We start from the raw sequence: 22058 nt of genomic DNA on the forward strand, positions 1-22058 counted from the left end.
GCCGCAAGATTTGTAACAAAGTCTATGCCGTTTTCCAAAAGCCCCTGCAAAAATGCGCCTAAAACATTAAATGTAAGCAGAAACACAGTTGTCATAATCAGAATAAAAGCTGGAATTGCAGTCCATTTTCCTGTAAGAATTTTATCGATTTTTTCGCTGCGCAAATGTTCTTTTGATTCATGCGGTTTTTTTACGGTTTTCCCGCAGATTTTATTGATGAACGAATAGCGCATTTTTGCAATTGCCGCGCTTCTGTCCAGACCAGATTCTTTTTCCATTTGAACAACAATGTGCTCAAGCATTTCAATTTCGTTAAAATCCAAGTCAAGCATATTCAGAATGATTTTGTCGCCTTCGATTATTTTGCTTGCTGCAAAACGTATAGGGATTTCTGCCCTTTCGGCATGATCCTGGATAAGGTGAATTACAGCATGGATTGCCCTGTGAACTGCACCGCCAGCCTCGTCTTTGCTGCAAAAATCCTGTGGAACTGGTTTTTCCTGAAAGTGCGCGATATGGATTGCATGCTGAACAAGTTCGTCTACACCTTCGTTTTTTAGCGCAGAAATTGGAACAACTGGAACGCCGAGCAAATTCTCCATTTCGTTTATGTTGATTGAACCGCCGTTTCCTGTTAGTTCATCCATCATATTTAACGCAATTACCATGGGAATATCAAGCTCCAGAAGCTGCATAGTAAGGTAAAGGCTTCTCTCTATTGCAGAGGCGTCAAGAATATTTAAAATCGCCTTTGGTTTTTCCTTAAGGACAAAATTTCTGGAAACAATTTCTTCGCTTGTAAACGGCGACATTGAATAAATTCCCGGAAGGTCTGTTACAAGAGTTTTTGGATGACCTATTATTACACCGTCTTTTCTGTCTATTGTAACACCCGGAAAATTTCCAACATGCTGGTTTGAGCCTGTAAGCTGATTAAAAAGAGTTGTTTTTCCGCAGTTCTGGTTTCCGACAAGGGCATAGGTTAAAATCGTGCTGTCTGGAAGCGGAGTTTCGGTCTCTTTTTCATGATATTTTCCGTCTTCGCCGAGTCCTGGATGGGAAGTCAGCAAATCGTTTGAAGCGGTGGAAGTTTCTTTTTCTGCCGTTGAATCAGAAAAATCTGCGTTAGAATCTGAAAGCTTTTCTTTATATCCAATTTCGATTTTGGCGGCTTCGTCCTTGCGAAGTGTCAGTTCGTAGTTAAAAACTCGGATTTCCAGCGGATCGCCCATAGGTGCGTGCTTCATCATCGTAACTTTTACGCCGGGAATCATCCCCATGTCAAGAAAATGCTGTCTTAACGCTCCTGTTCCGCCAACTTTGCTGATAACAGCCGATTTCCCAATTTCCAAATTTTTTAGAGTTTCCATATTCTATTCACTTCTGTTTGTAAGATTATTTTAAATAACAAATGCCGCCTGAACCGTCATAGCCCTGCTTTTTTCGTCCAAAGAAACACTTTCCGGCAAAAAGGCAGCCTGCCGCCTAAAACTTCCAAATACGTTTTTTCCGTCCGAAAATTTTGAACAACAGGTGCAGTCAGTTGCAACTGTTATATTTTCTTCCAAAATTCCAGCCTTTTTTAAGACAAAAAGATTTGCTTTCGTCAAATCCAATGAATAACTCAAAAGTTTTCCGTCTGCTGTTTTTTGAATTGAATCTGAGTTTTCATTTTTGAGTTTTGCTACACATTCACCAAAATTTTCTAAAAAGTAATTTTTTCGGTTTTCGTCAATACAATAACATTCTCTTCCAATATGAGGTCCAATAGCAATGCAAATATCTTCCGCTTTTGAACCATATTTTTCGACAGCGAGCCTAACCGCTTCTCCAATTATTCCAGTTCCTTTCCAACCAGAATGAACGGCTGCAAAAACTTCTTTTTTCGAATCATACAAAAAAAGAGGCACGCAATCGGCAACTGTAACCACAGGAACAAGCATTTTGTTGTCCGTAATCAATCCGTCGCCTTTTTTGTTAAATGAACTTCTCTGAGAATTTATTTCAAAAACTGTTTTTGAATGAATAAGTTCAATGCTAACAATCTGACGCTGGCAATTGCATATTTGTTCATCGCGCGCGCATTCCCCGGAGCAAATATGAGGATGCAATTCTTCTGCAATAGCTTTTAAAGTCTTTTCTCGTAAAATATTTTTTTCGTTCCAGCGAAAGCGCATTGAACCGGCAGAAAGAAGTGTCATTCCCCATTTTTTGCCGTCTTTTAATGGCTCTCCATTTTTATAAAACGGCAAGACAATAAATTTTAAATCTTCCGACTTTTCTTCGATTTTTTTTGTAACGCAAATATAATTTACTTTGCTCATTATTTCTGCCTTATTTAGAAAAAGTCGGGCTGTCAACCTGCTCAAGCTCACGAATCATAGCATATCCGTCTGCAATTGACTGTCTTGCTTTTTTTAGACTTTCGATAAACGCCTCGTTGTTTTTTTCTCCAAGCCGCGCGAGATTTGTAAGCGCATCGTAACGGCTGTCTTTTTTTTCAAGAAAGATTCCTGTAAAACAGTTTTCCATTGTTCGACAGGCATCGCAAAATCTTGAAAGCATAGAACGGACATCGCCCTCAACACCGCGGATTATCGACTCAATTTTAGAATGAGCCTGCAAGGTGCGCAAACGTTCGCTATGAAGCTTTGTAAAAATAACTCCATATTCGCCGCCAGCAGAAAGCATCCGGTTAAGAGACTGCAAATCGACCGAAATCTGAATGAATTTATTGAAAGAATCGTTGAATTCTGAGCGGTTTTCCTTTTGAATAAAATCGCCTTCAAGCATTACAGTTTTTAAAGGCAGTTCAAATTCTGGAAATTTTTCTTTCATATACCAGTTCAAAAAACCGGCCGTAAGTTCGTAACGGAACGGCATTCCGCCCCACAAAAGCGCCCATGGACGCTCAGTCAGAAGAGGAAAAGTTTCAAGTCCAAAATTTCTGTTCAAATCAATTTTTAACTGTTCTTTTTTGCAGTCAACGCCCCAAGCCTTCCATTTTTCTTCAAAAAGTTTGCGCCAGTTGTTTTTATAGCGGACAAACCAGTCTTCACCACCAGTAAAATTTTCCGGAATCCATGCAGCATCAGAATAGACAACTCTTCCAATCGATTTTAAAGGAACGCTCGTAATAAACATTCTCATCATTGAAATATGAGATTTTGCCGTTTTCATAAAATCTGCTGCTTTTTCCGCGATTTCGTCCATTGAATCAAGAGTCCGTCCACCCGTTCCTTTGCGCGAAAAAAGATAAATCGACTCAAGAACTTCTTCATAGATTTTTACACCGTTGCACAAAATTTTTGCAAACAGCGAAATTTCGTTTTCGAGAGAACTGAAGGCGCAACAGTAATTTTTTTCAACTATTGTAGAAAAAAGCGAAATAAAACGGTCAAATGGCAATTTAGAAAACTGTTTGAGCCATTCATAGGAACGCACCGCTTCATACATATAATTTCGTCTGTCAGCAGGAATTTCATTTAAAATTCCGTCCATTTTATGAAGAAGATTCACTCTCTGTTCTGGCCGAGGACCATTTTCCATTGAAAGAGAATAAGGATCAACTTCTTCATTCATCCGCTCTTCAACTTCGCTCATTACAAGCGAGCCCAAAAACACAAGAAATGAATTTTCATCGGATTCTGCAATTAGAATATAGGGCTTAAAAAAATCTGCGCTTAGTTTTAATTCGGTAAGTTTGTCGTAAAAAGACGAAAGAAGCATATTACGTTTTGAATCGATCAGATTTGGACAATTCTTTTCGACAGAATGTGCAATCTGTAAAATTTTATGCTCGTTGTAAAGAACCTGCATAGAAGTGTTTGCAAAAATAGATTTTAGCCACAAAAAAAATCTAAAAAAAATCGATTCGTTTTTAATCTGCTCTGAAAAAGGAATTTTCGCTTCAAGGTCAGAGCCGTCTTCAAATGAAAGCGGAACTGTTTCTTCGCCAGTCGACTTCATTTTTTCCAGCATTGTAAGACGTTCAGTCTCGCTTAAACCGGAAACCAACGCATCAAAAGAGTTTCGTTCCATAATTATTCAATAAAAATCCCCAATAAAAAAAACAAGTCAAAAAACTAAACGTATTTTCAGAATATCACAGTTTTTATGCACATTCTAGCATTTTTTTTCAGAGTCGCAAGCTATAAGTTTTAAAAAACAGGATAAAAAAAATGGACTGCCTTAATTTTTCAGACAGTCCATTATCTGTTTTTTTAGAAACTACTGTAAAATTTTTTATTTATTAAGAGCTTCCACAACAAGCTCGCCCATTTTCTTTGTTCCAACGAGCTTTCCTGCCGCCTTAACTTCATCGCGCTTAGAGCCTGCAATGTCGCCTGTTCTCCAGCCTTCATCAAGAACTTTTGTTACCGCATTCTCGATTGCCTTTGCTTCCGTCTCAAGCTTGAAGCTGTAGCGCAAAAGCATTGCCGCTGAAAGAATTGTTGCGAGAGGGTTTGCAAGGTCTTTTCCTGCGATGTCAGGAGCTGTTCCGTGAATCGGCTCGTAAAGTCCTGGCCCTGTTCCGTCTCCGAGCGAAGCCGAAGCCAACATTCCGATAGAGCCTGTAATCTGGCTCGCCTCGTCTGTAAGAATGTCGCCGAACATATTGCTTGTCGCGATAACGTCAAACTGGCACGGATTGCGGACAAGCTGCATTGAAGCGTTGTCGATGTAAAGGAAGTCAAGCGCAACATCGCTGAATTCCTTGTGGACTTCCTCGGCAACTTTTCTCCAGAGACGGCTTGAATTCAAGATGTTCGCCTTGTCAACAACAGTCAAGTGCTTCTGTCTCTTCTCGGCAAACTGGAATCCGAGGCGAACGATTCTCTCGATTTCTTCCCAAGAATATTTTTCTGTGTCCCAAGCTGTTTTTCCGTCCGCGCTTGTTCCGCGCTCTCCAAAGTAGATTCCGCCAGTAAGCTCGCGCACGACGAGAATGTCAAGACCGTTTCCGACGATTTCATCTTTGAGAGGGCAGGCATCTTTAAGCTGAGGCCACATTACAGCAGGGCGAAGGTTCGCGAAAACTTTCATTCCGCCGCGAAGTCCGAGAAGGGCTTTTTCCGGGCGAATCTCTGGAGCGACGTTGTCCCATTTTGGTCCGCCGACCGCTCCGAGCAAAGTCGCGTCGCTTGAAAGACAAATGTCAAGCTGATCCTGCGGAAGAGGCTTTCCGAACTTGTCGATTGCGGCTCCTCCTGCAATCACGTTTTTGTAAGTCCATTTGTGTCCGTATTTTTTTGCAACAGCGTCGAGAACTTTTACAGCCTCGGCAACAACATCAGGACCGATTCCGTCTCCCGGAATCAATGCGATAGTTTTTTCCATGATATTCTCCTAAAAAGCACAGTTTTTTTAAGTCTTGCTTAATATTTTTAATCTCACTGAAGAATATAGCAATTTTTATATTTTTATACAATATTTCCGTCATCGGCTGTATCGTCTTCATTGGAAGTTTTTATGTCGCAATTTTCTAATGCAATATCGTCTTTTTTGATTCCTTCTCCAAAAATTACACTATTTAAATTTGCAAGATTTTTTAAAGTCACGCCTGGCACATTTACGGTAATGTCTATATTTTGCATGTCGAATTGTGTTTCACCGCCGCTCAAAGTTATTGCTTTGTTGATTTCTACAGATTTTAAAGAAAATTCGTCTTCTATCTTTGAAAGGTCAAGTTCTTCGCCGTCTTCTTTTTGGTCGATAAGTTTTTGAAGATAATTTTCGTTTTCTGCACGAAGCTCGTCTCCGTCAACAATCTTACAGGAATAAAAAAAAGCAGTTCCGGCAAAAATAAGAATCATAAATCCATAAAAAAAATTCTTTTTTGTATTTTTCATATCTAAAACCGCCTGTAAAAAAATATATTACACTATAATAAATTAAAACTTAGTGATTTTCAAATTTAATTGCAAATCTGCCTTTTTCTTATAAAATAATATTTATGACTGACAAAGAACTTGTTAATATTGCGCTTGATGCAAGAAAAAATTCATATTCGCCTTATTCAAAATACAGGGTCGGCGCAGCAGTTTTGTGCAGCGATGAAAGTATTTTTACAGGCTGCAACATAGAAAACGCTTCGTATCCATGCGGAATTTGCGCAGAGAGAACTGCAATGTCAAAGGCAATAAGCGAAGGAAAAAAAAGTTTTTCTAAAATCGCAATCTCAGGCTCTTCAGACCAATTTTGCACTCCATGCGGACTTTGCCGCCAATTTATGTACGAATTTGCCCCGGATTTAACAGTTTTGTGCTCAGACGATAAAGGAAATTTTACAGAAAAAAAACTGAATGACTTTCTTCCGGACGGTTTTGGTCCTGAAAACCTGTAATTTTTGCACCAGAGATGGGAGGGGCGGCGAAGCCGTTGCGAAGCAATGGAGCGATTTTTTGCGGAACCCGATGCCCGGCAAATTAAAAATGCCTTTTCAATCTGCTTTAATCTGCGTTAAAATACAGGAACTAATCAACAGGAGTTTTTTATGGAAGATTACAAAAAAGAATTTATAGATTTTATGGTTGAATGCAATGCGCTTAAATTCGGCTCGTTTACCCTAAAGTCTGGACGCAAATCTCCGTTTTTTATGAATGCCGGCGCCTATGTTACTGGCGGACAGCTCAAACGACTTGGAGAGTTTTACGCGAAAGCCGTTCATGACAATTTTGGAGATGATTTTGACGTATTTTTTGGACCGGCTTACAAAGGAATTCCGCTCGCTGTAGTCACAGCCCTCGCCTATTCGGATCTCTATGGAAAAGAAATTAAATATTGCTCTGACCGCAAGGAAGAAAAAGACCATGGCGCTGACAAAGGAAGCCTTTTGGGTTACAAAATAAATGACGGCGACAGAGTTGTCATTATTGAAGATGTTACAACTTCTGGAAAATCAATCGAAGAAACTTATCCAAAAATCAAATCTCAGGAAACAGTTACTGGCGGAATTAAAATTGTCGGCGAAATTGTTTCTCTCAACCGCATGGAAAAAGCTCCTGACTCAGACAAGGCCGCTCTTGAAGTAATTTCTGAAAAGTACGGCTTTCCTGCACGCGCAATCGTTTCTATGAACGATGTAATCGAATACCTTTACACTGAAGGCGACAAAAAAATAATTACCGACGAAATTAAAAAAGAAATGGATTCTTACTACAGTTTATACGGCGCAAAGTAAAAATTATGCTTCTACGCTAACCGGATTTTTGGCAAGCTGAAGGTAAATCTGATCAGCAAGTCCGAATCCGGCATTTTTTGTCATTGAAGTTGAATACTCGTCAAAAAGCATGTCTTCGTACATTTTTGAAGCAAAATCGCTTTCGCCGCTGGCTTTTACGACGGTTTTGCGCATCTGGCTCACCATCATTTTTACAAAATACGATTCAAGTTCGAGAGATTTTTCGTAGAGCTTTGAAGTACGGTCAATAGCTTGAGTTTTTACGTTTGGATTTGCCTGATTTGCGGCGGCTCCGACAGGCTGAGAATTTTTGTCGGCAACGGAATAAAAAGTTCTGGCAAAACCAGTTCCATAATCGCCATTCAGTCTTCCTTCTGGCAAAACCTGGCTGGAAGAAACTGATTTTCCGATTGAAGAAGATTCTCCGTAAACTGAACGCACAAGCTCTTCAAACTTTCCTTTTTCGGCATTGATTTTTGAACCTTGAAAAGCGCCCTGTCCGTTTGTTATTGAACTGATTCCACCGACCGTCATCATTTTAATTCACCTTAAAAAACTATCGTTTAAGATTTACTGCCGTGCTGAGCATTGAATCCGTTGTCTGAATAGCCTTTGAGTTAAACTCGTAAGCGCGCTGGGCTACAATCATCTGAACCATTTCGTTTACAACAGAAACATTCGACATTTCGACAAATTTATGTTTTGTAACGCCAAAACCGTCATATCCCGGACGACCTGCAACAGCCTCTCCAGAAGCGTTTGTCACCTTGTAAAGGTTGTCTCCAGCGGCTTCAAGGCCGGCATTGTTTGGAAAACGGTAAATTTCAAGCTGAGCTACGTCTATCGGGTCATTCTGGCCAAAAATTTTTACGCTTACACGACCGTCATCTGTAACGGCAAGAGAGTGAATATCATAACCTTCTGGTAAAATAACTTCCGGCATAACGCGCAAACCGTTTGAATTTACAAGCTGACCGTTCATATCAACCTTAAAAGAACCGTCGCGGGTATAGGCAAAACTTCCATCATACTGCTGAACACGGAAAAAACCGTCGCCTACAACAGCAATGTCCGTATCAACTCCAGTGTTTTGCAAAGATCCCTGGCTGAAAATTCTCTGTGTTGCGGCAACTTTTACACCGCTACCCTGCTGGATTCCAACTGGAGTTACAGTGTCTTCTGTTGCAGGAGTGCCTGCAAGCTTTACGTTCTGATATAAAAGATCTTCAAATTCAACACGCTGCTGTTTAAAACCTGTCGTGTTTACATTTGAAAGGTTGTTTGAAATTGCATCGATATTAGACTGCTGGCCGTTCATTCCAGTTGCGGCCGTCCACAAACTTCTTACCATTTTTTGCCCCTCCTAAAATTAACGATAAGCAGCGACTTTTGTCCAAAGAGTAGACATCATCGAATCTTCGCTCTGAATTGTTTTCTGGCTCGCTTCGTAAGCACGGTTTACTTCAATCATTTTTACCATTTCATTAACAACATTTACGTTGCTTGTTTCCATATATCCCTGCATCATTTTTGGACGTTCAAAGCCTTCAGCAACATAAGCCTCCCCAGAAATATCATTGCTTGACCACAAACTGTTTCCCATTTTTTTGAGATAGCGCTCATTGTCAAAACGAACAACTTTTATGCGGTCAATGAGCTCTCCATCTTTTGAATAAATCATTCCGTCTTCGTTTACGGTAAATTTATCGTCCTCAACGTGAATTGCACCATTTTCGCCCATAAGAGGATAACCGTCTTTTGTTTCAAGAATTCCTTCTTTTCCGAGCAAGAAATTACCGTTTCTTGTGTAGCGTTCGCCAACTGGAGTTTGAACAGCAAAAAAACCTTCGCCGCTAAGAGCCATGTCAGAAGCAGAATTTGTAGAACGGAAAGAGCCCTGTTCAAATTTTGTAAAATTTTCGTTTGTTTCAACACCAAGCCCAAGTTTTCCAATAATTGGAGCAACGTCTGCCGAGCCTACGGAAGTTTTATAAACACCGTCCGCCTGAGTTCGTCTTAAAAGAAGTTCCGGAAAAGACTTGCTTACAGAAATATCGCTTTTATAACCAGCAGTATCAACGTTTGCCAGATTATTAGAAATAGCATCCAGCCTGTTCTGCTGTGCATTCATTCCGCTCGAACCAATGTACCAACCTCTAATCATATTCGCTCCCAAAAACGCAAAAAAATACGCTACACTTTTATTATCGGAAACCATTTTTTTTGAGTTTAGCAATTTGATTTTGAATTTTGACTGCATTTTTTTTACTCTGACCGGTCAATGCGCTTTTTGGCACTAATTCTTTTTTCAAAAAACTCCAGTTTGTCCAAAGTTAAGAAAATTGTTAATTTGTTTTTAAATTAAGTTAAATTTTTTTAGAATAATTAAAGAAAAAATGTTATAATTATCTTTGTATTTTGTGGCTTGAGTTTTGCTTAAAAACAGTTGGTTTACCGTGAATAAAATTTTTATATCAATTTTTATAACTATATTGTTAATTTTGACAGCAGCACTTATTTTTGCTGTCAGATGGTTAAAAAAAAGTCTTTTTAGAGACGACCTTACAGGACTTTTAACTACAAAGAAGTTTCTTGCCGAGGTAAAAAAAACTCTAAAAAGAGCAAAAAATGTCCAGTATTCTCTCGTGTCGCTCGACATCAATTCATTCCGTTACATAACTCAGGTTTTCGGTCAAGACAACGGAAATAAGCTTTTGTCGGAGCTTGGTTCACTTTTTAGCAAAACCGCTCCAAAAGGCTCGCTTCTGTGCAGAAACTACAACGACAACTTTGCGTTTCTCATTAAGTCGACAGTTCTTCCAGTTCTCGAAGACATAATCGTAACAATGACGACTGTAAACGGCAAAATCAAAAAACTTTTGCCTCAGCATTTTAAAATTGAATTTTCAGTCGGCGTTTACGAAATAAAAGATCCAAACGAAGAACCACTGATGATTTTGGACAAGGCGCAGACTGCAAGAAAACTCGGAAAATCAAGCCTGAATCCAAAGCGAATATGCGTTTTTACTTCCCAAATGGAAATTAACAGCCAGCTTGAAAAAGATATAATTTTTGACATGGAAAGAGCTTTTAAGGAAAACGAATTTGTCGTTTACTACCAGCCTAAATTCCTTTTCAATACAGAAAAAATAATCGGCGCAGAAGCTCTTGTCCGCTGGAATCACAAAAAAAGAGGACTTTTGACACCTTCATATTTTGTTCCGATGTTTGAAAAAAACGGTTTTATTGAAAAAATCGATTTGCTCGTTTTTGAAAACGTATGCCAGTTTCTTGACCGCTGGAACAAATCTCAAAAAGATAAAAAAGAAAAACAGCCTCTCACAATTAGCTGCAACCTTTCTAGAGTCCAGCTTTATAATCCAGATGTCGCAAAAATTTACCACGATATTGCTTCAAAATACGAAATCGCGCCTTCAAAAATCGAAATTGAACTTACAGAAAGCCTGATGATGGACAATAAAGAACGTCTTTTAAAAGCTATGAACGAAATTAAAAATGCAGGATTTTCTATTTCTGTCGATGATTTTGGTTCTGGATTTTCTTCTCTCAGTCTTTTAAAAGATTTGCCGGCAAATGTAATCAAGCTCGACAAAGAATTCTTAAATACGCAAAATACGGAAAAAGAGCACATAATTATAAATTCTGTCATAAACATGGCAAAAAATCTGGATATGGCGACAGTTGCAGAAGGTGTTGAAGATGCAAAACAGTCTGCTCTGTTAAAAAAAATGGGCTGCGACATTGTTCAAGGCTATTTCTATGCAAAACCTATGCCGCAAAACAAATTTAAGGAACTTTTGGATAATCCGGATAATTTTGATTCTAAAAAAAATGATGATTCAACGGATAAAACCGAAAAAACTGATGCTAAAAAAAGTGATGAACATAAATAAACAGGCAATAATAAAATCCTGATTCAAATTTGTTTGAAAACTGAAAAAACTAGATTTATAATTAAATATATTAAAAAAATGCAATGAATGTTGCAGCGAAATATGGGAGTCACTTATGAGCACAAAAAACACAACAGAAAAAACAAGGGTAATTGCAATTATTCTTGGAGGTGGAAAAGGAACCCGACTTTACCCTCTCACAAAGGAGCGTTCAAAACCAGCAGTACCTTTTGGCGGAAAATACAGAATCGTTGACATTCCAATTTCCAACTGCATCAATTCAGGTTACAGAAAAATTTATCTGCTTACTCAGTTTAACAGCGCATCTTTACACCATCACATTACAAGAACATACAATTTCGACAATTTTTCTGGCGGATTTGTAGAAATTCTTGCAGCTGAACAAACACTAGAAAATTCTGGCTGGTTTGAAGGAACAGCAGATGCTGTACGCAAAAATATGATTCACTTTAAATCGGCTAATCCTACGCATTACATAATTCTTTCAGGCGACCAGCTTTATAGAATGAATTTAAAAGCCTTTATGGACAGCCATATTCAAAGCGGAGCTGACATCACTATTGCTACAACAGCAGTAAACCGCCAGGATGCTTCTGGCTTTGGAATTATGAAAATCGACTCAAAAAACAAGATTACGGCATTTCAAGAAAAGCCTGCAAAAGATTTAGATATTTCTGACTGGAAAATTCCTCAGAATGCACGCGGCGACCTTCCTCCTGAAAAAGAATATCTCGCTTCTATGGGAATTTACATTTTCAACGCAAAGACAATGGAAGAAGCCTTGGACAACAGCTATACGGACTTCGGAAAAGAAATCATTCCAAAATCAATCAAAACAAAAAAGGTAAATTCTTATATTTTTGACGGTTATTGGGAAGATATTGGAACAATTAGAAGTTTCTACAATGCAACTCTCGATTTGACAGAATACAATCCTGCTTTCAACCTTTATGACGTTGAAGAGCCAATTTACACTCACATGAGAAACCTTCCGCCATCAAAAATCAACGGCGCAGAAATTGAAAATTCTTTGACTTCAGAAGGATGTGTAATTACAAAAGCAAAGCTCAAGCACTCTGTAATCGGAGTTCGTTCTGTAATCGAAAACGGCAGTGAGTTAAATGGCGTAATTACGATGGGTTCAGACTTCTACGAAACAGAAGACACAAAAAAGAAGAATGAAGAAATCGGAAAACCAAACATTGGAATCGGCAAAAACTGCCAAATTGCAAGCACAATCATCGACAAAAATGCGGCAATCGGCGACAACTGCCAGATTAACATAAGCGGCAAAAAATATGAAGATGGCGACCATGGACTTTTCTACTCTGCGGACGGCATTGTCGTAATCAGAAAAGGCACTGTAATTCCTGCCGGAACAATTATCTAAAAAAATAAAGCAAAAGGAAATACGAAAAATGCCGGATTCTATGTATGATAAACTGGGAGAACTGCTCAGCGAAGCGATTGAATCCGGCAATTTTTTTTACGAAAAAGAACATTCCTCTCTGAATATAGAACAAAAATCTTATGAAGAAGAAAGAGAAAAAAAAATATGCATAGATTCAGTTCAATGGAAGAATAAAAAAAAGCCTTATGAGAAAAATCCGCTTAAAAATAAAATTTTACTAAAAAACGCAGGAACAGAAATTCAAAAAGCCGCGGCAATAATCGGCATAACAGACGAAATGTCTTTAGAAGACGCAAAAAAGCAGTTTAGAAAAAAAATTATACGGTTTCATCCTGATAAAAATGCCGACAATGAAATTATGAGAAAAATTACAAAAGAAAAAACAGAACAGATTCTCTCAAACTGGAAAATTCTCGAAGAGTGGTTTTCCAAGATTTTAGCAAAAAACTTAAAAAACTAAAAACAACGCAAAAAGCAGTTTTTCATTTTAATATGATAAAAGTTATTCTTCTTCCGGCTCGGAACTTGCCGCAAGGCCGTATTCGTTCAGCTTGCGGTGAAGAGTTTTTCTTCCGATTTTTAAAATATCCGCTGTCTTTGTTTTGTTTCCGTTGTTCAATTCAAGATTTTCAAGAATAATCATTTTTTCGGCATCTTCAAGGCTAATTCCATAAGGCACAAGAATTCCCGAACTGTTTTTTTTGTTTTCCAGTTGAATCGTCAAGTCTTCCGCCTGAATTTCATCTCCGCTCGCCATAACGACGGCACTTTCCACGCAATGCTGAAGTTCACGCACGTTTCCAGGCCAATCATAATTGAAAAGAATATTTTTTGCAGAATTAGAAAAGCCTTTTATATTCTTGTTGTTTTCCTTGTTGTATTTTGAAAGAAAATTGTTTAGCAAAAGCGGAATATCGTCTTTTCGCTCACGCAATGGCGGCACCGTAATTTCAATTCCCTTAAGGCGAAAATAAAGATCTTCGCGGAAATGTTTTTGTTTTACCTCATCTTCGAGTTTTTTGTTTGTGGCAGAAATTACACGGACATCGACCTCAATCGTTTTTTCTCCGCCAACGCGTTCAAACTTTTTTTCCTGCAAAACTCTTAAAAGCTTAACTTGAACTCCTGGATTTATTTCGCCGATTTCGTCCAAAAAAATTGTTCCGCCGTCAGCAAGCTCAAATTTGCCTTTATGCAGAGTTTCAGCGCCAGTAAAAGCGCCTTTTTCATGACCAAAAAGTTCGCTTTCGAGCAAAGACTCGCTTAAAGCCGCACAATGCACTTTTATAAAAGGCTTGTCCCGTCTTGAAGATTTTTGCTGAATTGCATCCGCAACAACTTCTTTTCCAACGCCGCTTTCCCCCGTTATCAATATGCTTATCTTTGAATCTGCAACCTTGTTTATAAGATTGTTTACTTTTTGAAGGGAAGGACTTTTTCCAACCATATTGTCTGACGATTTTGACTTAACTTCGGATAAAAGCTCCTGATGCTGCAAGCTAAGCTCCCTGCCCTTGAGCGCCCGCTTTACAACAAGTTCCAAATGCTCAAGATTGAGAGGCTTTGTCAAAAAATCGTACGCACCGTTTTGCATTGCGGATACGGCAGCATCAATTGAACCGTGGCCTGTTAAAACAATTACAGGAATTCCCGGCATTTCGCGTGTCACTTTTTTTAAGACATCCTCTCCGTTTGTTCCAGGCATTCTCAAATCTGTAATTACAAGGTCAATATCGCCTTTTGAAAGAAATTCCAGACCTTCATCGCCGTTTGCGGCAATTTTTACATCATAGCCGTCCATTTCAAAGTCGGCAGCAAGTCCTTCACGGATATTTTTTTCATCATCAATTACCAAAAGTGTAAATTTCATCTGCCCTCCTCATCGTGAGTCAAAAGTTTTTTCTGCGTCTGCGGAATTGGAATCGTAATTGTAAATTCAGAACCTTCGCCCAAAACCGAATCAACGCTAATATCTCCAGAAAATTCTTTTATGATTTTATAGGACATTGCCATTCCCAAACCAGTGCCGTTTGCTTTTGTCGTGTAATAAGGCTCAAAAATTCGGGATTTTACTTCTTCGCTCATTCCCGTGCCGTTGTCCGAAATTTTCAAAATAAATCTATCATCTTTTGCTTCTGTTTTTATAAGAATTTTTCCAAAAAACACTTCTTCAAAAGCGTTTGCCTTTATGCTTGCGTGGAACCGATCTTCGATTGCAGCAAGCGCGTTTTGAGCAATATTTACCAGCACTTCTCTAAAAAGTTTTTCATCAATTAAAAGCTTTGGATCTTCTTTGCAAAGTTCGGATTCAACCTTGATTTTTTTTTCGTTAAATTCAGGCGTTATAAAACCAATAAAATCTGTTAAAAGAGCATTTACCTTTACGAGCGAAAAATTTGCAGAAACAGGACGAACTGCCATTAAAAAATCAACAACAATCTTGTTCAAACGGTCAATTTCCTGGTTTACAACTTCAAGATAATTCTCTGTAAACTTCGGATCTGGCAACATTCCATCGCCTTCCCGCTTTTTTCTGATCGCCTTTTGCAAAAGTTGAATATGAATGCTTATTGCTCCAAGCGGATTTTTTATTTCGTGAGCAACGCTTGCAGCAATGTTTGTAAGACCGGCCATGGTTTCCATTCGATGAAGCAAAACTTCCTGACTACGCTTTTGAGTTACATCTTCAATCATTATTATGCTGCCGGAGATTTCGTTATTTTGAACAAGTGGAATTACAGAAATTTCAATAAATCTTACAGAACCGCCAGGCGTAGAAACCGTGTATTCTTCGCTCAAATTTGTGCAGTTATTTTCATCGCAGCCTTTTAAAAATTTACAAATTTCTTCATCATCAATAAAATCGTAAAATTTTTGATTCCGGTTTTCTTCTGGAGAAGATTTTAAAGGCAGATAGCGTTCAGCAGCTTTATTTATCTGAGTAACTTTCCAGTTTTTTTCTACGCTTACAAGTCCAGTAGAAAGAGATTGAAAAATTGACTGAAAAACTTCGTTTTGATTTTTTATTTCGTTAAAAAAAAGCTCAATCTGCCCTGGAGACAATTTTGAAAGCTTTTCATATACGCGATTTGAAAATTCCTGCATAAATCCTCCAATAAAACTCCGCGTTAACGGCTAGCCACGGATGGCGAGAACCACAGTTTGAGAAAGCAACGCTTTGAGCAAAATATGGTTATAAAAATTACAAAGATGCAATTTTTATCATGCCTCCTCCATAATCCAATCCGTAATTTTTGTTCAGACAGTTTTAAAACAGATTCGCCTTTCTGATTCCCGCCAAATCCCTGTAAAGTTTTTCCAATGCTGCAACTGGTTTTTGATTATAAACAGAAACATTGTTAAAACACTGCCTTACAGCCTGAATGTTTTTTATTTCGACTTCTGCGTTTCGTCCAGAATTCTCATTTTTTTCAACCGGATTTTTTTGAGATTCAAGAATTCCCTGCAAAAAAATTTTGAACATTGTGCGCGGCTCAAAATCTTCGCATTTTTTTACGATTTCGCTAATTTGAATAAGTTTATTTTCCCTAATTCCGTTATAAAAAAAATCCGCCGTTGATTTTATATCTTTGGGAGAAACTGGCAAAAAAGTCTGTAAATATTCTTGAATTTGCCCGTTTCCCTTGTCAGCGCTGTCATGAAAAACCCTTTCAATTACTTCGCGCTGCTGATTTTGAGTACGTTCGACAAAACTGTAAGTGCGAACCCTCGAAAGAATAGTCGGCATTACGGCTCCACGGCTCGCAGTCGTAAGAATGAATACAGCATCTTCCGGCGGTTCTTCAAGAATTTTTAAAAGCGCATTCCTACAACTTTCGTTCATTTTGTCCGCATTTTCTATAATAAGAACTTTTTTTCCGTCATTAGATTTCATTCTTGTCCAAAAAGCAGCCTTTCTGATATGGTCAATAGGAAGAGAATCGTACATAAAAATTGATTCCAGTTTTTGCGCAGACTGAAGAACTTTTTTTGTAATTTCTTCAAGCTCTTCATTCGCAGGAACAGGAAATTCAGGGTTAAGGCGTTCAAGCTGTTCGTTTATTTCTTCTACAAGCGGCGAAAGCTTTGAAAGCTTGTCATCGCCTTCCCACAATACAGGGCTAAAACGCAAAACAAGCTTCCGAACAGAACGAATATAAAGGTAACGGGCAGCAGGCAAATGTGAATAATTATTTGCTCCAGCGTCCAAAAGAGTTCTTGTGGCAGCAAGAATTTCCAGGGAACAGTCACGAGGACCCGCCAAAATGATATTTGTTCCGGCAAGTTCTTTTTGCTTTCGGCAGGAAGGACAGTTGCAAAGCCAGTTTCCTTTTTTTTCTGGCAAATGTTCTGTACAAGAAAGAATTCTTGCAAGCTCAAGCGCACATGTCAGTTTTCCGGAAGATTGAGGACCAGAAAGCAAAATCGAAGAAGGAAGTGTTTTGTTTTTTATATCGAGCATCAAAAGAGAGGCCGCGTCCTGATACAGAAGATTTTCAAACATTAGACAAAAACCGCTCCCAAAGTTACAATTGGTTTTGCAAGAATTGGTGAAAAATATGTCCAAAAAAATGTACTATCAATAAAATCAGTAGAAAACCACGGCTGAGCTTTTAACACGATTACAATTGCGCTGACAATTACAAGTCCTTCGGCCATTCCAATAGCAAATCCCAAAATTTTATCAAGACTTTTTAAGATTTCACCTTTAAAAATTCCTGCAATAACCGTCTGCAAAATTTTTACGAATAAAAAAACAACTATAAACAGAAGTATAAATGAAATAACAAGACAAACGCTCTTTATTTTTATTATTTTTTCAAGAAAAGGACTTAAACTGCCGCAAAAAAACACGGCGACAAGAATTCCAGCAACAAGAGCAAGTTTTCCGAACAATTCCTTTAAAAAACCTTTTGCACAAGCAGCTATCGCAAAAAATAAAACTATTATAAAAAAAACTACATCAATAAAGCCAAAATGCATTATTTTTCTCCTATAAAAAGTCAATATTAAAACTTCAGTCTTAGGATTGACTTTTTAAGTTGCTTCGCAACAAAGTAAGAAACAACAGATTATAAGAAAGTTTGCAACCAAACTTTTAAAGATAAAAACAGACGCCATTTTCGGCTGTTTTTATCTTACACTCCTATAAAAAGTCCGCGTTAGCGGCGAGCCATGGATGGCGAGAATCACAGTTTGTGAAAGCAACGCTTGAGCAAACTATGCTGATAAAAATTACTTCCTTGTAATTTTTATCATATCTCCATATTTTTCAATATTTTTTAAAATCAATTCAGCAATTTTTAAGGAAGCTCTTTTTCCAGATACAAGTTCTGCCATTTTTTTAGACATCAAATCTCTTTCTTTTTTATCCAAGAGTTTTTCAAGACAATTTTTTAAATTTTCAAAAATAGCTTCGTTTCCAGTCAATACAAAAGCAGCTCCACGCTCCTTAAAGAAATTTGCATTGTCAACTTGATCACCTCGAGTTCCATTTCCACATAACGGAATAAGAACAGAAGGCTTTTTTTCAACAGCGCTTTCCCAGACAGTATTTGCCCCTGCCCTCGAAAGAATAACGTCCGCACAAGCAATAACGTCCGGCATCTGCTCATAAATAAACGGATAAGGAAAATAACTGTCCGTTTGAGCAGGAACAAAACTTGCATCTTTTGAACCACATTGATGAACTACGTTAAAATGCTCTGTCAGCCAGGCCAAATTTTCTACAACAAGTTCATTCAACTGATGAGCGCCAAGGCTTCCACCGAGCACAAGAAGAACAGGCTTTTTTAAATCCGCATTCTTTCCTTCAAAAAGAAATTTCCGTCCTTTCTGTGCATCAGCTTCATAAAACACAGGGCGAACAGGATTTCCAGTCACAACGGCAAGGCTCTGCTTGCTCTTTGGAATAAATTTTACAGTTTCTGGATAAGAAACCAGAATTTTTGAAGCAAAGCGCGAATTTATTTTTGTTGCAAGTCCTGGTGTAAAATCACATTCATGCGTAAAAACAGGAATCCGCAAAATTCGCGCGGCAAAACAAGGAGGAACAGAAACATATCCGCCTTTAGAAAAAACAACAGCCGGACGAATAAATAAAAGCCTGAAAAAAGAAACTGCAATTCCCGCGATAATTTTAAAAACATCAAAAAAGTTTTTTATTGAAAAATATCGCCGGAGTTTACCGGAAGGAACTGCGCAAAACCTGTCGGCACTTCCGCTTTTTTCGACAAGGGTTCTGTCCATTCCGGAAGAATTTCCGAACCAGTAAATTTTTATTTTAAGATTATTTTTTTTTGCAATTTTCTTTAATTCATCGGCAACGGCAAGTCCAGGGTAAATATGTCCGCCTGTTCCGCCACCAGCAAAAACAATTCTTATGCTCATCGTGTTATTATGACACAGTTTTTTTTTTTAGACAAGAAAAAAGCCGGCTGAAAATTCAACCGGCTCAATTTTAAAATCCACTTAAAAAACTACAGAGAAAGCCTTAAACTTGCAGCTCCTGACCACAAGCCGTCATCTGTAATATGGCGCAAGTCGGCAGTAATACTAAGAGTAAAGTCGAGGACAAAGAAATTTACGCCTACACCTGCAAAAATCTGAGGCTGAATTGCATTAAAGTCAAACGAATCTGTCTTATAAGAACCGTTGTCTTTAACCTTTGCTCCAAGTGTTCCAGCTACACTTTCAATCTGTTCTGCATAAGATCCGCTATAAGCCCAGTCCCAAGTATTGTCCGCTTTAGAAACAAGCCCTCTCAAACCAACAAACGGGGTTACAAAAAGGAATTTTTTAGAAACCTGAGCCTGGAAATACATTGTGTGAACTTTGTAATCAACATTTGCCTTCGCATAATCCGAAGAAACTCCAAAAGTTCCCTGATTATAGAAATAACCTGCACCTACACTGATTTTTGGCATTACAAGTCCGCCCTTAAAGAGAGCATAACGCACGTCCATTCCGACTGTAAGCAAATCAACATCCAAGTCTGCACCGAACTGTGAAGTGCTCATTTTTCCAGTTTTCATAACAGCAATGTCAAAATCGAAAGGAAGCAAAATTCCGCCAATACGAAGATCAGCCGTAAAAACCGGGAAATAATAGCTGCTCTTAATGTCAATGTCGTCAAGCTGCAAAGCTTCGATAGCCTGCTTTAATCCGCTTGTATCAATGTGAGTAAAACCAATATTTACTCCTCCACCAAGATTAGGCGGAAGCGAAATCAACTGGCCGATATAAGCGTCAGACCAAACATTCTGCTGAGTTGCAGCCTGAGGAACCGCAGCTGCAAGCTGTTTTGAAAAATCATCAAAACCATTGCTAATTTCATCTGCCTGCGAATTAAAATTATCAACCCAATCTTTTGTAATATCCTCGATTTTTAAGGCAAAAACTGATGTAGAAAGAAGTGTAAAAATCGCAACCGATCCCCAAAATTTTATTTTTTTCATTGAACTATCCTCCTGATAAAAAACAAACAACTTAATTTCAAAAACAAAAGCTGAACGAAACAATCGTCCGACTTATAGAATTGTAACGCAAAAATAATATCTTAGAAATAATTTTATTTTAAAAATTTAAAACAAAAAAGGCTTCTGAATTTACCAGAAGCCTTTGCCACAGGTTGGAATCGAACCAACGACATACGGATTTTCAGTCCGGCGCTCTACCAACTGAGCTACTGCGGCGTTGATGTATAATACTATACCTAAATTGATATTTTTGGTCAATAGCAAATTTCCAATTTTTTTTTATTTTTTACTTTTTTTTCGCCACGCAAAACTTTTTATTTTTTTTGCGCAGCAAAAACATTCGAATTCTAAAAATTGAAAAATTAGAATTTAATTTTTCTGTCTGAATCTTTATAATATTCTGCACGCATTGCACGAATCTGCTCGTCTGCCATGTAATCATCAAACGGCATCATACGGTCAATTACGCCTTTCGGTGTAATTTCGACTATGCGATTTGCAATTGTAGAAATGAATTCGTGGTCGTGACTTGTAAAGAGAATTACCCCCGGAAAATCAACAAGCGCACGGTTTAAGCTTTCAATTGCTTCAAGGTCAAGATGATTTGTCGGGTCGTCCATAATAAGGATATTTGAACCGGCAAGCATCAATTTTGAAAGCATGCATCGGACTTTTTCGCCTCCGGAAAGAACCTTCACTTTTTTAAGCGATTCATCGCCAGAAAAAAGCATTCTTCCCAAGAATCCACGGACATAAGCATCGTCCTGCTCTTTTGAGAACTGTTTTAACCATTCGGTAATATTGTAGTCATTATTGAAAAACTGGTTATTATCACGTGCCAAATAAGAACAGCTTGTCGTCTGTCCCCAGAAATACTCTCCGCTTTCTGCCTTTTTTTCACCAGAAATTATGTCGAACAGTGAAGAAACAGCGTTGTGCTCAACTCCGACAAATGCAATCTTGTCAGTGCGGTTTACAATAAGACTAAAGTCGTTCAAAAGTTGAACTCCATCTTCGTCTTTTGAATTGAGTTTGCGGCATTCAAGAACATTGTTTCCGATTTCACGGTCAGGTTTGAACTGTACAAACGGAAATTTGCGGCTTGTAACAGGAAGGTCATCAAGTTCAAGTTTTTCGAGAATTTTCTTGCGGCTGGTTGCCTGACGAGATTTTGCGGCATTTGAAGCGAATCTCTGGATAAATTCTTTCAAATCCTTTGCTTTTTCTTCGTTTTTACGCTTCTGATCCTTTGCCTGCTTCTGAAGAATTTGGCTCATCTGGTACCAAAAGTCATAGTTTCCGGCAAACTGAGTAATTTTTCCGTAGTCAATATCGCAAATAACTGTACAAACAGTATTCAAAAAGTGGCGGTCGTGGCTTACAACGATTACAACGTTCTCAAAATCAAGCAAAAAGTCTTCAAGCCAGCTAATTGACTCAAGGTCAAGACCGTTCGTCGGTTCGTCAAGGACAAGAATGTCAGGATTTCCAAAAAGAGCCTGGGCCAAGAGAACACGGACTTTCTGAGATTCATCAAGCTCGCTCATCATTTTATCATGATATTTTTCTTCAAGACCGAGGCCAGAAAGCATCTGCTCAATCTGGTTTTCTGATTCGTAACCGCCGAGTTCTCCAAACTGAGCCTCGAGTTCTGCCGATTTTATTCCATCTTCTTCGGTAAAATCTTCTTTCGCATAAATTTCATCGCGGGCCTTAGAAACTTCATAAAGTTTTGGATACCCCATCATCACAGTTTCTTTTACACTGTAACTGTCAAATGCAAAGTGGTCCTGTTTTAGAACGGCCATGCGTTCTCCAGGAGTTATGATAATTTCGCCGGAATCGCGGTCCTGCTCACCGGAAAGAACTTTTAAGAAAGTCGATTTTCCTGCGCCGTTTGCACCGATAATTCCGTAGCAGTTTCCTGCCGTAAATTTTAAATTTACGTCTTTAAAAAGCGGTTTTTCACTAAAATGAAGGCTTACGTCCGAAACTGTAATCATTTATTTTCTCCCTTTTAAAAGTTGATTTGGTTATTTTTTACTTATTCT

At 38.4% G+C, this 22058-nt stretch carries 20 protein-coding genes and 1 tRNA gene; 5 read left to right on the forward strand and 16 right to left on the reverse strand.

Going from position 1 to position 22058, the window contains the following annotated elements; translation table 11 throughout:
* The 5 genes from B4N75_RS03015 to B4N75_RS03035 form a co-directional block, all read right to left on the reverse strand.
* Positions 1–1370, reverse strand: a 1370-nt coding sequence (locus B4N75_RS03015; protein ID WP_296706557.1) for a FeoB small GTPase domain-containing protein, incomplete at its 3' end; no start/stop codon positions are given.
* Positions 1371–1400: 30 nt separating this feature from the next.
* Entirely contained in the window at positions 1401–2324 is a 924-nt protein-coding gene (locus B4N75_RS03020) for a polyphenol oxidase family protein (RefSeq protein ID WP_296667479.1), read from the reverse strand.
* 10 nt (positions 2325–2334) lie between these two features.
* Positions 2335–4041 carry a DUF5312 family protein gene (locus tag B4N75_RS03025; RefSeq protein ID WP_296667477.1) on the reverse strand — a complete coding sequence of 569 codons (1707 nt, stop codon included), beginning with the start codon at positions 4039–4041 and terminating at the stop codon, positions 2335–2337.
* A gap of 204 nt (positions 4042–4245) precedes the next feature.
* A complete protein-coding gene (leuB, locus tag B4N75_RS03030; protein ID WP_296667475.1) occupies positions 4246–5340 on the reverse strand; it encodes a 3-isopropylmalate dehydrogenase in 1095 nt (364 codons plus the stop codon).
* A gap of 83 nt (positions 5341–5423) precedes the next feature.
* The gene (locus B4N75_RS03035; RefSeq protein WP_296667473.1) at positions 5424–5852 is read right to left on the reverse strand and encodes a hypothetical protein; all 429 of its coding nucleotides are present in this window, start codon (positions 5850–5852) and stop codon (positions 5424–5426) included.
* Positions 5853–5956: 104 nt separating this feature from the next.
* On the opposite strand from B4N75_RS03035, the gene cdd reads away from it, so the two are divergent.
* Both cdd and pyrE read left to right on the forward strand, forming a co-directional pair.
* Entirely contained in the window at positions 5957–6346 is a 390-nt protein-coding gene (gene cdd, locus B4N75_RS03040) for a cytidine deaminase (protein WP_296706558.1), read from the forward strand.
* 150 nt (positions 6347–6496) lie between these two features.
* Complete coding sequence (gene pyrE / locus B4N75_RS03045; protein ID WP_296693581.1) at positions 6497–7183, forward strand: orotate phosphoribosyltransferase; 687 nt, start codon at positions 6497–6499, stop codon at positions 7181–7183.
* A gap of 3 nt (positions 7184–7186) precedes the next feature.
* Here pyrE and B4N75_RS03050 read toward each other — a convergent pair whose 3' ends face one another.
* The 3 genes from B4N75_RS03050 to flgF are packed head-to-tail and all read right to left on the reverse strand — an operon-like array spanning position 7187 to position 9347.
* On the reverse strand, positions 7187–7720 hold the full coding sequence (locus B4N75_RS03050; RefSeq protein WP_349675707.1) for a rod-binding protein: 534 nt from the start codon (positions 7718–7720) through the stop codon (positions 7187–7189).
* Between the two features lie 19 nt (positions 7721–7739).
* The gene (gene flgG, locus B4N75_RS03055) at positions 7740–8534 is read right to left on the reverse strand and encodes a flagellar basal-body rod protein FlgG (protein WP_296019801.1); all 795 of its coding nucleotides are present in this window, start codon (positions 8532–8534) and stop codon (positions 7740–7742) included.
* 18 nt (positions 8535–8552) lie between these two features.
* The gene (flgF, locus tag B4N75_RS03060) at positions 8553–9347 is read right to left on the reverse strand and encodes a flagellar basal-body rod protein FlgF (RefSeq protein ID WP_296667466.1); all 795 of its coding nucleotides are present in this window, start codon (positions 9345–9347) and stop codon (positions 8553–8555) included.
* 337 nt (positions 9348–9684) lie between these two features.
* On the opposite strand from flgF, the gene B4N75_RS03065 reads away from it, so the two are divergent.
* The 3 genes from B4N75_RS03065 to B4N75_RS03075 all read left to right on the forward strand — a co-directional run bounded on the left by B4N75_RS03065 (position 9685) and on the right by B4N75_RS03075 (position 12989).
* Positions 9685–11097, forward strand: a complete 1413-nt coding sequence (locus B4N75_RS03065) for a putative bifunctional diguanylate cyclase/phosphodiesterase (RefSeq protein WP_296019807.1) — start codon at positions 9685–9687, stop codon at positions 11095–11097.
* Between the two features lie 115 nt (positions 11098–11212).
* Positions 11213–12508: a glucose-1-phosphate adenylyltransferase gene (locus tag B4N75_RS03070; protein WP_296019810.1), complete on the forward strand. Its 1296-nt coding sequence runs from the start codon at positions 11213–11215 to the stop codon at positions 12506–12508.
* A gap of 40 nt (positions 12509–12548) precedes the next feature.
* Positions 12549–12989 carry a hypothetical protein gene (locus B4N75_RS03075; RefSeq protein ID WP_296667464.1) on the forward strand — a complete coding sequence of 147 codons (441 nt, stop codon included), beginning with the start codon at positions 12549–12551 and terminating at the stop codon, positions 12987–12989.
* A 42-nt stretch (positions 12990–13031) separates the two neighbouring features.
* On the opposite strand, the gene B4N75_RS03080 is transcribed toward B4N75_RS03075, so the two are convergent.
* From B4N75_RS03080 to B4N75_RS03115, 8 genes are all read right to left on the reverse strand, one after another.
* The gene (locus tag B4N75_RS03080) at positions 13032–14399 is read right to left on the reverse strand and encodes a sigma-54-dependent transcriptional regulator (protein WP_296706559.1); all 1368 of its coding nucleotides are present in this window, start codon (positions 14397–14399) and stop codon (positions 13032–13034) included.
* Positions 14396–15634 (reverse strand): two-component system sensor histidine kinase NtrB, encoded by a 1239-nt coding sequence (locus tag B4N75_RS03085; protein ID WP_296019816.1) that lies wholly within the window; start codon positions 15632–15634, stop codon positions 14396–14398. The genes B4N75_RS03080 and B4N75_RS03085 overlap by 4 nt, the downstream gene beginning before the upstream one ends.
* Positions 15635–15797: 163 nt before the next feature.
* A complete protein-coding gene (locus B4N75_RS03090; protein ID WP_296667461.1) occupies positions 15798–17033 on the reverse strand; it encodes a DNA polymerase III in 1236 nt (411 codons plus the stop codon).
* Entirely contained in the window at positions 17033–17512 is a 480-nt protein-coding gene (locus B4N75_RS03095; protein ID WP_296019821.1) for a CvpA family protein, read from the reverse strand. The genes B4N75_RS03090 and B4N75_RS03095 overlap by 1 nt, the downstream gene beginning before the upstream one ends.
* A gap of 252 nt (positions 17513–17764) precedes the next feature.
* Entirely contained in the window at positions 17765–18919 is a 1155-nt protein-coding gene (murG, locus tag B4N75_RS03100) for an undecaprenyldiphospho-muramoylpentapeptide beta-N-acetylglucosaminyltransferase (protein WP_296667459.1), read from the reverse strand.
* Positions 18920–19008: 89 nt separating this feature from the next.
* The gene (locus B4N75_RS03105; RefSeq protein ID WP_296667458.1) at positions 19009–19986 is read right to left on the reverse strand and encodes a hypothetical protein; all 978 of its coding nucleotides are present in this window, start codon (positions 19984–19986) and stop codon (positions 19009–19011) included.
* Positions 19987–20150: 164 nt separating this feature from the next.
* Positions 20151–20223: transfer RNA gene (locus B4N75_RS03110), tRNA-Phe, on the reverse strand.
* A 146-nt stretch (positions 20224–20369) separates the two neighbouring features.
* The gene (locus tag B4N75_RS03115; protein WP_296019831.1) at positions 20370–22010 is read right to left on the reverse strand and encodes an ABC-F family ATP-binding cassette domain-containing protein; all 1641 of its coding nucleotides are present in this window, start codon (positions 22008–22010) and stop codon (positions 20370–20372) included.
* Positions 22011–22058 lie beyond the last annotated feature (48 nt).

Origin of the sequence: Treponema sp. UBA7570, from assembly GCA_002477955.1 — a bacterium.
In the GTDB taxonomy this organism is placed as follows: Bacteria; Spirochaetota; Spirochaetia; order Treponematales; family Treponemataceae; genus Treponema_D.